The organism is Sphingomonas edaphi, assembly GCF_003583725.1.
Classification (GTDB): Bacteria; Pseudomonadota; Alphaproteobacteria; order Sphingomonadales; family Sphingomonadaceae; genus Sphingomicrobium; species Sphingomicrobium edaphi.
In genome coordinates, this window is the sequence record NZ_QXTF01000001.1 from 518,530 (window position 1) to 531,455 (window position 12,926).

11 protein-coding genes are annotated in these 12,926 nt (G+C 62.4%); 6 read left to right on the top strand and 5 right to left on the bottom strand.

Features of this window, described 5'->3' with window-relative positions; translation table 11 throughout:
• The first annotated feature begins 40 nt into the window (after positions 1–40).
• Complete coding sequence (gene cysK, locus D3M59_RS02650) at positions 41–970, top strand: cysteine synthase A (protein WP_119531340.1); 930 nt, start codon at positions 41–43, stop codon at positions 968–970.
• Positions 971–1,048: 78 nt separating this feature from the next.
• The gene (locus D3M59_RS02655) at positions 1,049–3,739 is read left to right on the top strand and encodes an EAL domain-containing protein (protein WP_119531342.1); all 2,691 of its coding nucleotides are present in this window, start codon (positions 1,049–1,051) and stop codon (positions 3,737–3,739) included.
• Positions 3,740–3,743: 4 nt separating this feature from the next.
• Here the strand turns inward: D3M59_RS02655 and D3M59_RS02660 are convergent, their stop codons facing one another.
• Genes D3M59_RS02660 through D3M59_RS02670 form a run of 3 tightly spaced genes read right to left on the bottom strand, consistent with a single transcriptional unit; the run spans position 3,744 to position 6,396 of the window.
• Positions 3,744–5,540, bottom strand: coding sequence for an acyl-CoA dehydrogenase C-terminal domain-containing protein (locus D3M59_RS02660; protein ID WP_119531344.1), 1,797 nt, complete (start codon positions 5,538–5,540; stop codon positions 3,744–3,746).
• A 6-nt stretch (positions 5,541–5,546) separates the two neighbouring features.
• Positions 5,547–5,930, bottom strand: coding sequence for a MerR family transcriptional regulator (locus D3M59_RS02665; RefSeq protein WP_119531346.1), 384 nt, complete (start codon positions 5,928–5,930; stop codon positions 5,547–5,549).
• A 31-nt stretch (positions 5,931–5,961) separates the two neighbouring features.
• Complete coding sequence (locus D3M59_RS02670) at positions 5,962–6,396, bottom strand: hypothetical protein (protein WP_147416684.1); 435 nt, start codon at positions 6,394–6,396, stop codon at positions 5,962–5,964.
• A gap of 92 nt (positions 6,397–6,488) precedes the next feature.
• Here D3M59_RS02670 and purF point away from each other — a divergent pair, with 92 nt between their 5' ends.
• The 3 genes from purF to map are packed head-to-tail and all read left to right on the top strand — an operon-like array spanning position 6,489 to position 9,422.
• The gene (gene purF, locus D3M59_RS02675) at positions 6,489–7,937 is read left to right on the top strand and encodes an amidophosphoribosyltransferase (protein WP_119532831.1); all 1,449 of its coding nucleotides are present in this window, start codon (positions 6,489–6,491) and stop codon (positions 7,935–7,937) included.
• Positions 7,938–7,947: 10 nt separating this feature from the next.
• Entirely contained in the window at positions 7,948–8,664 is a 717-nt protein-coding gene (locus tag D3M59_RS02680) for an SDR family NAD(P)-dependent oxidoreductase (RefSeq protein WP_119531350.1), read from the top strand.
• A 17-nt stretch (positions 8,665–8,681) separates the two neighbouring features.
• Positions 8,682–9,422 (top strand): type I methionyl aminopeptidase, encoded by a 741-nt coding sequence (gene map / locus D3M59_RS02685; protein WP_267896938.1) that lies wholly within the window; start codon positions 8,682–8,684, stop codon positions 9,420–9,422.
• Here the strand turns inward: map and D3M59_RS02690 are convergent.
• Together D3M59_RS02690 and D3M59_RS02695 are read right to left on the bottom strand one after the other, a co-directional pair.
• Complete coding sequence (locus tag D3M59_RS02690; protein ID WP_119531354.1) at positions 9,419–10,807, bottom strand: RNB domain-containing ribonuclease; 1,389 nt, start codon at positions 10,805–10,807, stop codon at positions 9,419–9,421. The two genes, map and D3M59_RS02690, sit on opposite strands and share 4 nt — an antisense overlap.
• Positions 10,804–12,051: an SAM-dependent methyltransferase gene (locus tag D3M59_RS02695; protein WP_119531356.1), complete on the bottom strand. Its 1,248-nt coding sequence runs from the start codon at positions 12,049–12,051 to the stop codon at positions 10,804–10,806. Before D3M59_RS02695 ends, D3M59_RS02690 begins: the two co-directional genes overlap by 4 nt.
• Before the next feature lie 218 nt (positions 12,052–12,269).
• Between D3M59_RS02695 and D3M59_RS02700 the strand changes: the two genes are divergently transcribed.
• On the top strand, positions 12,270–12,569 hold the full coding sequence (locus tag D3M59_RS02700; RefSeq protein WP_119531358.1) for a glycine zipper 2TM domain-containing protein: 300 nt from the start codon (positions 12,270–12,272) through the stop codon (positions 12,567–12,569).
• The last annotated feature ends 357 nt before the right edge of the window (positions 12,570–12,926 follow it).

The following is a 12,926-nucleotide window of genomic DNA, read 5'->3' on the forward strand; positions in this document are numbered from 1 at the left end:
TGCCCGATGGTGCCGGGCTTCAAGATCAGGGAGACAGCGCATGAAAGCCGCCAATATCCTGGAGACGATCGGCAATACGCCGCACATCCGCCTGAACAGGCTTTTTGGTGACCGCGCAGAAGTGTGGGTAAAGTCGGAGCGGTCCAATCCGGGCGCCTCGATCAAGGATCGCATCGCACTCGCAATGGTCGAGGACGCCGAAGCTTCGGGCCGGCTCCAGCCCGGCGGCACGATCATCGAGCCGACGAGCGGCAATACGGGCATCGGCTTGGCGATGGTTGCCGCCGTGAAGGGCTACCGCCTTATCCTCGTCATGCCCGATAGCATGAGCGTCGAGCGGCGGCGCCTCATGCTGGCATATGGCGCAAAATTCGACCTGACCGACCGCGCAAAGGGAATGACTGGCGCCATACAGCGCGCCGAGGAGCTAGTTGCGAACATTCCCGGCAGCTGGATGCCGCAACAATTCGATAATCCGGCCAATGTCGCCGTTCACGTCCGAACGACGGCGCAGGAGATTCTGGCCGATTTCCGCGACGATCCGCTGGACGCTCTCGTCACGGGCATCGGCACCGGGGGCCACATCACTGGCGTTGCCAAAGTGCTGAAAAAAGCGTGGCCCGACTTCAAGGTGTTTGCCGTCGAGCCTGCACTGTCACCGCTCCTCAACGGCGGGCCGCCCGGACCTCACCCGATCCAGGGCATTGGTGCCAACTTCATTCCATCGATCCTTGAGCGGGACCTGCTCGATGCAGTGATCGATGTCGACGCCGACGCTGCTAAGGAGATGGCTCGCCGCGCCGCGCGCGAGGAGGGAATGCTGGTCGGCATTTCGTCCGGCGCATCGCTAGCCGCCGTCGAGCATGTTCTGCCAGAGTTGCGCCCAAACCCGCGGATCCTGACTTTCAACTACGATACCGGTGAGCGATATTTGTCCGTTCCGGACTTTCTTCCTCAGGAAGATGCTTAAAACGGAGCAAACCCTCTCCGTTTGAGCCTGTGTTAATCCTTTCGGGTTAATCCGATACCTGAAGGGGTATTGGGATTCATGCGTAGGGCAAGGTTTGCCGTTTCCGACGGGGAGGGAATTCAGGAACGCGCGTCCGTGAACGACGCGCTGACTTTCGACCTGCGAGCGCCCGACACCGCGGACGACGAAGCTCTCGCGCGCCAGCGAATCGCAATGTTTGAACTCGCACCCGCCCTGCTGGGAGCGACCCATCTCGTTTGGGGCTTGGCCTGCGTCTTCCTCCATCCCGTCGTGGCAAGCGAATCGCTGGCATCGAATCCCCTGTTGCCGGTTTCCATTGTCCTGATCCTCGATGCGCTAGCCTTCGCTGCTCTCTGGTTTCGCGATCGGCTGGGCCTTTCGACAAGTGCGGTCACCCGAGGCCTCTGCGCCTATATCGGCGCGAGCGGCGCGCTTTGGCTGGCCTATGGCCTTGCCCTCGAATCCAGTCATCACGTCACTAGCACAGGCTTCGTAGCGCTCGGTTTCGGCGCTGGGCTTGGCGCTGCAACCATCGTTTCGATTTCGTCCCCGCCAATCGCGGTCATCAACGCCCTTGTCGCCCTCGTCGGCGCGGCGGCCGTCTCGACCGGCCCCGAGCTTATGGCCGGAATCGGCTTCCTCGCTATCATCAACATTGCCTACAGCGTCGCTGGCGCGCGGGCGGTGCTGACCAATGCCCGCGCACGGCTCCGGCTTGAGGCGCAGGCGCGCAAGGCGCTTCATTTCGTCGATGAATTCGAGAACAGCGGCCGAGGCTGGTTCTGGGAAACCAACAATCTTGGTACCTTGTCCTATGTGTCGCAGCAGCTCGCGGACGACTTCAAGGTCCGGCCAGAGGAATTGCTCGGCCGCCAATTTACCGACCTCCTCTCCGTGGACGTCGGATCGACGGACAGCCTTCGCGAGGAGCGGACGCTGGGGTTCCACCTATCCGCGCGCTTCCCCTTCAGCGACGTGATTGTCCGCGCAGCGAGTGATGAGGACATTCACTGGTCACTGTCGGGCAACCCGATCTTCGACGAGCGCGGACGCTTCCTGGGTTTTCGGGGCATCGGCACCGACCTGACCGAACAACGCCGCTCGGAACAGGAAATCAGCCGCTTGGCGCGCTTCGACTCGCTCACTGGTCTGCCTAACCGCGCATTGATGCGCCAGACGCTGGATGAAGCGCTGCGCAATGCAACCAATCGGCGCAAGGGATGCACACTGTTCCTGATCGACCTCGACCGGTTCAAGAACGTAAACGATACGCTCGGCCATCCGGTTGGCGACGCACTCCTCCGGCAAGTCGCTGATCGTTTGAAATTGGTGATGGGCGACCATGGCCAGATCGGCCGACTTGGCGGCGACGAGTTCAAGGCGGTGTTGCCTGGGACGGTCGAGACCGGCCTGTTGGAAAGCCTCGCCCGCACGCTCATTGAACAAGTGTCGCGCCCATATATGATCGAGGGCCACCGGGTGGTCATCGGCGCATCCGTCGGCATCGCCATCGGCGACCCTGGGCGGAGCAGCGCCGACAGCTTGATTCGCGACGCCGACCTTGCGCTTTATGCGGCCAAGGCAGCGGGGCGAGGCAAACACTGCTTCTACGAGCCGTCAATGCACAGCGAAGCAACCGACCGGCAGGTTTTGGAGAACGACCTTCGCCAGGCCCTTGACCGCAACGAGCTATGGGTCGCCTACCAGCCAATCGTCCGCGCGGCGGGCGAGGAGATCTCCGGCTTCGAAGCATTGGTGCGGTGGAACCATCCGCTGCGCGGTCCAATCTCGCCGGACAAGTTCATCTCCCTTGCAGAGGAATGCGGGATGATCGGCAAGATCGGCGAGTTTGTCCTGCGCACCGCGGTAGCCGAAGCGGCCCGCTGGCCGGACACTGTCCGGATCGCCGTCAACCTGTCGCCGATCCAGTTCAACGATCCGCATATCGTCGATACAGTTGCCGCCGTTCTGTCCGATTACGGACTCAACGCCGCACGTCTCGAACTGGAGATCACCGAAGGTGTGTTCCTGGCCGACAGCGACATGACCGACAGCACCTTTGCGAGGCTGAAGTCGCTGGGCGTTCGCCTCGCGCTCGACGATTTCGGCACAGGCTATTCGTCTCTCGGCTATTTAAAGAAAGCGCCGTTCGACAAGATCAAGATCGACCAGAGCTTCGTTCGAGGCGCCGCCTCAACCACCAAGCGCAACGGCGCGATCATTCGTGCGATAGTCACGCTGGCCGATAGCCTCGGCATGGACACCACGGCAGAAGGCGTCGAGACCCACGACGACCTGTGGCTGATCCGGGAGCTCGGCGTCAGCCAGGTCCAGGGATATATTTTTGGAAAGCCGATGAAAGGTCCCGAGGCCCGCGAAAAGGCCAACAGCAGCCGTGTCGAGGCTGAAGGTTATCAGTGCATTCGCGAACCGCGCCATCGCTTGATGCGCCGCGCCATCGCGGCCGTGAATGGCGTCACGACCGAAATTCGTTTGCGCAATATTTCGGCGATGGGTGCACTCGTCGAATGCGACCAGAATGTTGCGCCGGGAATGACCATGACCATCGATATCGTGGGGGTAGGCCCCGTCGTCGGCACGGTTCGCTGGGCACAGTCCGGCAAGTTCGGCGTGCAGTTCACCGAGAATTTCGACCTTGGTCGGCTTGCCGCGAAGCAAGCCCGCGCCAACGACGTCACAATGCTTCAGCCCTGGTACGTGTCGCAGCCCACCAAGGCTGCGAGCTGAGCGCTTAAAAAGCTTCGACGGGCAGCGCCATAACGCTGGCCGCGCCAGCTTCGACCTTGCGTCGGAACGAGCTGGACTCCACCAGTTGGCGATCCGCAAAGAAACGCGCCGTGACGAGCTTCGCTTCATGGAACGCGTGATCCTCGCCGCTCTGGTCCTTTAGGGCAGCCGAAACCGTCGCCATCCTGGCCCACATCCAGCCAAGGCTGACCAGGCCCATGAGGTTCATATAGGCGTAGGCACCGGCGCCGGCATTGTCCGGGTCGGCCATGCCATTTTGCGCCAGCCAGATCGTTGCCGCCTGAAGGTCGCCCAGCGCCTTTTCCAGCGGTCCCGCGATCCCCGCCGGATCGCCCGCCGATCGCGTCTCAGCGATATCGCGGCTCACGTCCTCGAAGAACGCACGCACCGCGCGGCCGCCTTCCTTGCCAAGCTTGCGGCCCACAAGATCCATCGCTTGGATGCCGTTCGTGCCTTCGTAAATCTGGGCGATTCGGGCATCGCGGACGAACTGCTCCATCCCCCATTCGCGGATATAACCATGCCCGCCGAACACTTGCTGAGCATTAACCGCGGCTTCGAAGCCCTTGTCGGTCAGATATCCCTTGATAACGGGCGTCAGCAGCGAAATTAGGTCGTCAGCCGCCTGCCGTTCCTCGTCGGTTTGCGCCTTCCTGCTCAAATCGACCTGCAACGCGCCCCACAGGACGAGCGCGCGCGCCGCCTCGTTGAAGGCCTTGGCTTCCATCAGCATCCGGCGGACGTCGGGGTGGACGAACAGGGTATCGGCTTTCGCATCGGAGTCGCGGTTTTCGGGCTTGAGTGCCCGGCCCTGCCGTCGGTCCTTCGCATAGGCGACCGCATTCTGGTAGGCGACTTCACCTTGGGCCAGGCCCTGAAGGCCGACACCGAGGCGGGCGGCATTCATCATGATGAACATCGCGGCTAGCCCCTTCTCCGGCTCGCCTACCAGCCAGCCCTTCGCGCCGTCATAGTTCATGACGCAGGTCGAATTTCCGTGGATGCCCATCTTATGTTCGATCGACCCGCAGCTAACCCCGTTGCGGTCACCAAGCGAACCATCATCGTTGACGATGAACTTGGGCACGACGAACAGCGAGATACCCTTCACATTGTCCGGCGCGCCGGCGATCTTCGCCAGCACCAGGTGGATAATGTTCTCACTCAGGTCATGTTCGCCCGAGGAGATGAAGATCTTGGTCCCACTAATCGAGTAGCTGCCGTCGGGGTTCGGGTCAGCCTTTGTCTTGATCAGACCAAGGTCGGTTCCGCAATGCGGCTCTGTCAGGTTCATGGTTCCTGTCCACGTCCCGGCAACCATCTTCGGCACGTAAGTCGCCTTCTGCTCGTCCGATCCTTTCACGAGCAGGGACGCAATCGCGCCAGCGGTGAGCCCATGGTACATTTCGAACGACTGATTGGCGGACAGTACATATTCGCTGATCGCCGTCGCCAGGACCTGTGGGAGCGCTTGGCCGCCATATTCCTCTGGCGCCGAAAGCGTCGTCCAGCCCCCCTCGCAGAACTGACGATATGCGTCCTTGAAGCCCTTAGGAGTCGTCACTGATCCGTCGTCGTGACGGGTGCAGCCTTCCTCATCGCCTACGCGGTTGAGCGGCGCCAGCACTTCCGCGGCAAAGCGCCCCCCTTCCTCCAGGATTGCCTCGACGACGTCGGGCGACGCGTTTGCGAACGCGGGAAGGTTGTCGTACTTCCCTAGTCCCACGATGTGATCGAGCACATATTTCGTGTCGCGAACCGGGGCAGCATAGACTGGCATGAGCGATTAGCCTTCCTTGGTCTCGCCCTTCAAAAGGGCAATAAATTCATCGAGTTCGGTAATGGTGGCGTCAATATCGACGCGCTGTCGCTGCAGCTTGTCGACTTGCTCCTGGCAGCGCTCGATCGTCTTGACCCGCTGCGTTTCGCGCCCGTCACCTACGTCGTAGAGGTCCAGCAGCTCCTTGATGTCGGCGAGGCTCAGTCCCACTCGCTTACCGCGCAGGATCCAGGCCAGCCGGGCCCGATCGCGGTCCGTATAAAGCCGCTGGGTTCCGCGGCGCTCCGGCGCGATCAAGGCCTCGTCTTCGTAAAAGCGGAGCGCGCGCGCAGTAACGCTGAATTCGTCGCAAAGCTCGCCGATCGAATAGTGCGTTTTCTGCTGGAGCATGCTCTCTCGGTACTTTACGTTTCCGTAAAGGTCAACAGAGCGGATCACCCCCCAGGTCGACCATCGGATTGCTGGAGGCGGAGGCGGAATCACCCGAGCTCACGCGCCGGAACGACTTGCCGTCAGCCTTGACGTCGGGCCCGCAATAATAGGAGCAAGCTGCTGGCAACGGGCCAATCTTGACGCCGGCTTCATCCTGGGCAAACGGAATCCGGCATTCACCTTCCCCCATGGGAAGCAGCGCAAATCCTCCCCCCTCGGCGACAATGCGGCCCCGCGCGGAACAATTGGCATCGCCGCGTCCATAAGTGATGAAACCGGCGCGCTGCACTCCCGGATCGCCGGCGATGCACAGTGCGTCGCGCCCTTCCCCGGCAAAAATACCTGCCGACAGGCCGGACGGAGCGGGCTCCTGAGAGCAGGCGGCCAGGAAGACGGCGGAGCAAAGGATGAAGCGCATCGCCACACCATGCTTCAGCTTGCAGCAAGGCGAAAGGCGACAAATGCGCGGCGCGCCACTATATGGCGCCCAACCCTCCCAAGGATTCGCGCGCCATCATGCTGACCACGAACCCGTTCGACGACGACAAGCTTCGGGAAGAATGCGGTATTTTCGGAATTTGGGGCGCCGACAACGCCGCCAGTTTCGTTGCCCTCGGCCTTCATGCACTCCAGCATCGCGGACAGGAAGCCGCCGGCATCGTCAGCTTCGACGGGCATAATTATCACGCGCACCGCGCGATGGGTCATGTCGCCGGCAACTTCGACCGCGACGACATCATGCGAAAGCTGTCGGGGAAGGTGGGTATCGGCCACGTACGCTATTCGACAACTGGCGAGACCGCGATGCGCAACGTCCAGCCTTTGTTTGCCGAGCTGTCCGAGGGCGGTTTCGCGGTCGCCCACAATGGCAACTTGTCCAACGCCATGACCCTGCGCGCCGCGCTCAACCGGCGCGGGTCGATCTTTCAGTCGACCAGCGACACCGAAGTCATTATCCACCTCGTCGCCACATCCAGCTACTCGACGACGCTCGACCGCCTGACCGACGCGCTCGGCCAGGTCGAGGGTGCCTATTCCCTACTGTGCCTGACGCCCGATGGACTGGTCGCCTGCCGCGATCCGCTCGGCATTCGCCCGCTGGTGATGGGAAAGCTCGGCGAAGCGACAATCTTCGCGTCGGAAAGCGTCGCCTTGGACGTGATCGGCGCGACCTACCTTCGCGACATCGAACCTGGCGAGATGGTCATCGTCAATGAGGCCGGCATCCGCAGCTTCCGTCCGTTCGCACCGGCCAAGCCCCGCCCCTGCATTTTTGAACATGTCTATTTTTCGCGCCCCGACAGCATCGTCGACGGCACCTCGGTATACGAGGTCCGCAAGAACATCGGCGCAGAACTCGCCCGCGAGGCGCCGATCGAGGCCGACTACGTCGTCCCGGTGCCGGATTCCGGCGTCCCGGCTGCCATCGGCTTCAGCCAGGAAAGCGGGATCCCGTTCGAACTGGGTATCATCCGGTCGCACTATGTGGGCCGCACTTTCATCCAGCCGACGCAGGAAGTGCGTCACCTTGGCGTCAAGCTGAAGCACAATGCCAACAGCGCGCTGATCCAGGGCAAACGCATCGTACTCATCGACGACAGCATCGTTCGCGGCACGACATCTGTGAAGATTGTTCAGATGATGCGAGACGCCGGTGCGAAGGAAGTGCATATGCGCATCGCTTCACCGCCGACGCGCCACAGCTGCTTCTACGGGGTCAACACTCCCGAGCGCTCCAAGCTGATCGCAAGCCAGATGAGTGTTGAAAAGATGGCCCGCTACATCAACGCTGACAGCCTCGCCTTCATCTCGATCGACGGGTTATATCGCGCACTCGGTGACAAGCGGGACGGTGCCAATCCACAACGCTGCGACGCCTGCTTTACGGGCGAGTATCCGACCACATTGACCGACTGCGACGCTGACGGAAAGCCGCGACCGCTGTCGCTTGTCGCCAGCCGATAAGAGGAAACAAATGAACGATACGAAGCCGTTCGACGGCAAGCTCGCGCTCGTCACCGGCGCCAGCCGGGGCATTGGCGCGGCTACGGCGGAAGCACTTGCCGCAGCGGGTGCCCATGTCATCCTGACCGCCCGCACCGCGCAGTCACTCGAGCAGGTTGAAGAACGGATCCATCAAGCGGGCGGAAGCGCGACAATCGCTCCAATGGACCTGTCCGACAGCGACAATATCAGGAAATTGGCGCAGGCCGTGGCGGAGCGTTGGGGCAGCCTCGATATCATGATTCTCAACGCAGCGACGCTGGGCAGCCTGTCGCCGGTCGAACATCTCGACCCGAAGGAACTCGAGCGAATCTTCAAGCTCAACGTGCTGGCCAACCAAGCGATCATTGCCGCGTTCGACCCGATGCTCCGCCGGTCGGAAAAGGCAGAGATCGTCGGCATCACTTCGTCGGTCGGTGCCGAGCCGCGCGCTTTCTGGGGCGGCTATGGCGCGTCAAAGGCGGCGCTGGAAATCATGCTGGGCGCCTATGCTGACGAAACGGCCCATGCGGGAAAGCTGCGCGTGCAGATCGTCGACCCCGGCGCCACCGCCACCCGCATGCGCCAACTGGCCTTCCCCGGTGAGGAGCCGTCGAGCCTCAAGCAGCCCGCGGTGGTGGCAGAAGCAATCATCGGTGCGCTGACTGGAAATGCCGCGACAGGCACTCGAATGCGGGTCGAAGGTTAGGAGGCAGCGCCATCACTATCGAGCATGACGACCAACTGGAAAAGCTGCGCGCCATCGGCAGATTAGTGGCGCAAACGCTACGCGCCATGGGTGAAGCTCTGGAGCCGGGGATCACCACTCGCGAACTGGATTCGCTGGGTCGGAAAATGCTGGAGAAGGAGGGCGCTCGTTCGGCCCCTGAACTGACTTACAACTTCCCGGGGGCAACCTGCATTTCGGTCGGTCCAGACTGTGCGCACGGCATTCCTGACGACCGACCGGTCAAGGCGGGCGACCTGATCAATATCGATGTGTCGGCGGAGCTTGACGGCTATTTCGGCGATACGGGCGCCAGCTTCGCCGTTCCACCGGTGAAGTCGCAGATCGAGCAGTTGTGCCACGACGGGCGGCAAGCCATGTGGGCGGGCATTCGTGCGGTCAAGTCAGGCGGACGGCTGAATGACATCGGCCGGTCGATCGAGGCATTCGCGAAAAAGAGGGGCTATAGCCTGGTCCGCAACCTGGCGAGCCACGGCGTCGGTCAGTCGCTGCACGATGAGCCGGGCGAAATCCCGACTTGGTACGAACCGCGCGACCGGCGGAAAATCCCGGAAGGTCTGGTCTTCACTATCGAGCCTTTCCTTTCGCTCGGCGCCGACTGGGTTGAGGAGCAGGACGACGGCTGGACGTTGCGACCGCCGCTGCACCAGCCGACGGTCCAGTATGAGCATACGCTAGTCGCGACCCGGCGCGGACCGCTGGTCCTGACGTTGGCCTAGGTAGCTGCTGGTTCGAACCGGGCGCGCCGCTGGATAGGACTGGCTTCCACCAACCGGAGGCGAAGCAGATCGCCCGGCACTAGCCCGTCCTGAGCAACACGTGTGACCACCGGCTCGGTACAAAGCTGCGCCCGGGCACCGCGTTCATCGACGTCGGTGACGCGCGCCTCGAACGTCTCGCCGATGCGGTCCTGCATGGTCACTGCCTCGGCTAGTTCGATCACGGCGCTATCCACCTGCGCGGCCTTGCTGTCGGCCTTGTCCATGACCTCGGGCAGACGGGCGAAGGCGGCTGCGATGTCGTCAGGAACCGGTCGCCCGTTGGCGACGGCCAGCGCTGCCTGTGTGGTGTAGCGGTCAGTCAGCCGGCGAAGCGGTGCGGTCGCGTGGGTATAGCTGGCCGCCATCGCCGAATGCCACGGCCTCTCCCCCTCTTGCCACGGTGCATATCCGGCACGTTCGCCGGCGCGGCGGATCGCCAGCATCATCGCCGCCTGCCGAGTGTCGTTGGGATCGAGACCACGTTCGAAATCCTGTAACGATAGATGGCTGGGCCAGTCGAGACCGAAGGCAAGGGCAGTTTCGCGGAGCCGCCTTCGTGCCCGCTTGCCGGGTTCGGGCATTGTCCGGAATATACCGGTGCGAGCACCGAGCAGCGCTGTGGCGATCGCCATGTTTGCCGCGAGCGACAGGCTTGCATTGTCGCGCTCGACGCCGCGCATGGGGCGGAAGCCGATCGCGTAGCCTCCGGCCGGGACTGCCTCTACTTCCTGTTGCGGCGGATCAACCCGTGCACCGCCCCGCGACACCTCTGCAGCAACGATCCGGCGGGAGAGTTCGGCGAAATCGGCCGGAAGCTCAACGCGGTCGACATTGGCGTAGGCCAATTTGACGCGGCTTCGGACGATAGCCCTCTCCGCGCCGTCCAGCAGGACGGATCCGTCCGGTGACACGCGGACAGCGAAGATGATGGCAGGCCGGTCGACGTCGGGCAGCAGGCTCGCGGCGCCCTCGCTAAGCGCCGTAGGATGCAGCGGCACCTTGCCGTCGGGCAGGTAGATTGTCTCACCACGCGCCCAGGCCTCGGCATCGATCGGGTCGCCGCTTCGAACGAACCAACCCACGTCCGCGATCGCATAGCGCAGCAGCAGGTCGCCGCCCGCAGGCTCGATAACGAATGCCTGATCGAGGTCGGTCGAACTGGCCGGGTCCAATGTGACGAAGGGCAGGTCGCGTCGATCGACGTGATCGGACAGTGGCCGCCTTGTGGCTTCCACCGCTGCCCGCTCGACTTCTTCCGGAAAGGCCATCGGAAGCTGATATTGCTCCCGAATAGCGGCCAACCCGGCAACGAGCGCGCCATGCCGGTCGCGGATAGCCTTCAAGCGGGCAGCGCCATCGTGACTTGCGCCACGTCAATTCCGCGTCCGCGGAAACCACCCTCGCAATACATGAGGTAGTAACGCCACATGTCGTGAAACGGTTCGCCGAACTCTTCCAATCGGCCGGAAGCGACCGCGGCGTCAAAACGGTCGCGCCAAATTTTTAGCGTGAAGGCATAATCCAGGCCGAAGCCCTCGCGGCTTTCCCAACTCAGCTTCCGTTCCCGCGCCAGCGCTTCGAACCGCGGTTCGTCGATCAACATCCCGCCGGGAAAGATGTAGGCCTGGATGAAGTCGGGGTTGCGCGAATAGCTTTCGAACAGCCTGTGGTCGATGCTTATGAATTGCAGGGCCGCCCGGCCACCGGGCTTCAGGTTGCGGGCAATGGCATCCATATAGGCAGGCCACCAGCGCTCCCCCACCGCCTCAACCATCTCGACCGATGCGATGGCGTCAAATTGCTCGGAAATCTGCCGATAATCTTGGAGCCTGATGTCGATCCGATCCGATAACTCGGCCTCTGCAATTTTTGCGTCGGCCCAACTTTTCTGTTCCGCAGACAAGGTCAGTCCCACAACATTGGCGCCGCGGCGAGCAGCCTCGATCGCCAGGCTGCCCCAGCCACAGCCGATTTCTAGCAGCCGGTCGCCAGGTTTCAGGTCTAGCCGGTCGAGCAGGCGCGACACCTTGCGGCGCTGAGCGGCCTCAAGATCGTCGCCCGCTTCGAAAATTGCTGCCGAATAGCTCATCGTGGAGTCGAGCCACTCGCGGTAGAAATCATTGCCGAGGTCATAGTGGGCGGCGATATTTTCGCGCGCGCCTACGAGGTCATTGTCCTTCCACCAGTGCCGAACGCGATTGAACCGCCGCGCCGACCCTTTCGCCCTGCCGAGATCCCCAAGCGAGAAAGCATTGGCCATGAACAGGGCGAACAGCGGGACGGGATCGGGCGACGCCCATTCACCCTTTGCCCAAGCCCGGTACCAGCCAATTGATCCCGATGTCGCCAGCCTGACGAGCGCGTACCAGCTGCGCAGGTGGACGATCGCTTCCGGCCCTTTAGCGCGGTAGCCGATGTGCCGTCGGCTTCCGTCGGGAAGGACCGCATCGATTCCGCCGATCTCCAAGCGTTCGTCAATCTGGTCGAGCAGGCTCGCCATGCCGCGCGCAAACAGCCGTCCGACAAGGCCGCTGCCGTTTATGAAAAGCGAACCGGATCGCACTAGATGCGCACCGCGCGAAGCCATGGTCCAGCGCTATTCCCCCGCAAGTGACGCTTTGCAAGCGGCAAGCGGGGTAAAGTTTGCGCATAATAGGCGGTATTCCGCCCCATTGCGCCCAACCGTTCATCGTTAACGGACCGAAACAGCGTTAACGCCCCTTGGCATGTTGTGCAGCGTTCATGAAACAAGTCCCAGAACCGTCGCGTTGCACTGTTCGCAACCAACGATAAGGAGTTAGTTTCATGCGGAGGACGATGCTGGCGCTTGCCGCCGCCACCCTCACTGTCCCGGCGCTTCCGAGTGCCGCCGTCGCCCACAACTCGGGCTATTATCATGGGAAGACATGGCGCGATTCTCACGGCCGCCTGCGTTGCAAGCGCCCGAACGGGACGACTGGCCTGATCGTCGGAGCCGCTGGCGGCGCATTGATCGGCCGCGCCATCGACACGCGCGGTGAACGCGCAACCGGCACCATCCTCGGCGCCGCTGCGGGCGCGCTAATCGGCCGTCAGGTCGAGCGCAGCCGAGTGCGCTGCCGCTAAAGAGTTTAAAAGTTCGGCCGGCGCCACCTCCCACCCCCTGATCAGGCGCCGGCCACCCTCCTGCACGACACCCGAAAATAAACGGCATGATTGCGCAAGCGATCAGCCGTTTTTTTTAATCTTAGACCTTTCGGATTGGCCGACGGGCCGGCGAAGCCGACCCGACTGACGTCGCGGGATTGATTACCGTGACGGCAATGACGCCTCTTTAAAACTGGAAGGCATCCGCCCATCACCAGGTCTTCGCGCCCCTCGCGATTTCTGCGCCGATTTCTCTGCAGTGCCTGATTGCTCCGCAGCGCTCAGTGAGCCGCGACCTGCTGTATTGACACAATAATACACCTGTGCAACCCTGCT

Excerpts from the sequence above, each read along its gene's own strand:
- D3M59_RS02695 (WP_119531356.1), bottom strand. The coding sequence starts at position 12,051 with ATGGCTTCGCGCGGTGCGCATCTAGTGCGATCCGGTTCGCTTTTCATA.
- D3M59_RS02660 (WP_119531344.1), bottom strand. The coding sequence starts at position 5,540 with ATGCCAGTCTATGCTGCCCCGGTTCGCGACACGAAATATGTGCTCGAT.
- D3M59_RS02680 (WP_119531350.1), top strand. The coding sequence starts at position 7,948 with ATGAACGATACGAAGCCGTTCGACGGCAAGCTCGCGCTCGTCACCGGC.
- D3M59_RS02655 (WP_119531342.1), top strand. The coding sequence starts at position 1,049 with ATGCGTAGGGCAAGGTTTGCCGTTTCCGACGGGGAGGGAATTCAGGAA.
- cysK (WP_119531340.1), top strand. The coding sequence starts at position 41 with ATGAAAGCCGCCAATATCCTGGAGACGATCGGCAATACGCCGCACATC.
- purF (WP_119532831.1), top strand. The coding sequence starts at position 6,489 with ATGCTGACCACGAACCCGTTCGACGACGACAAGCTTCGGGAAGAATGC.
- D3M59_RS02665 (WP_119531346.1), bottom strand. The coding sequence starts at position 5,930 with ATGCTCCAGCAGAAAACGCACTATTCGATCGGCGAGCTTTGCGACGAA.
- D3M59_RS02700 (WP_119531358.1), top strand. The coding sequence starts at position 12,270 with ATGCGGAGGACGATGCTGGCGCTTGCCGCCGCCACCCTCACTGTCCCG.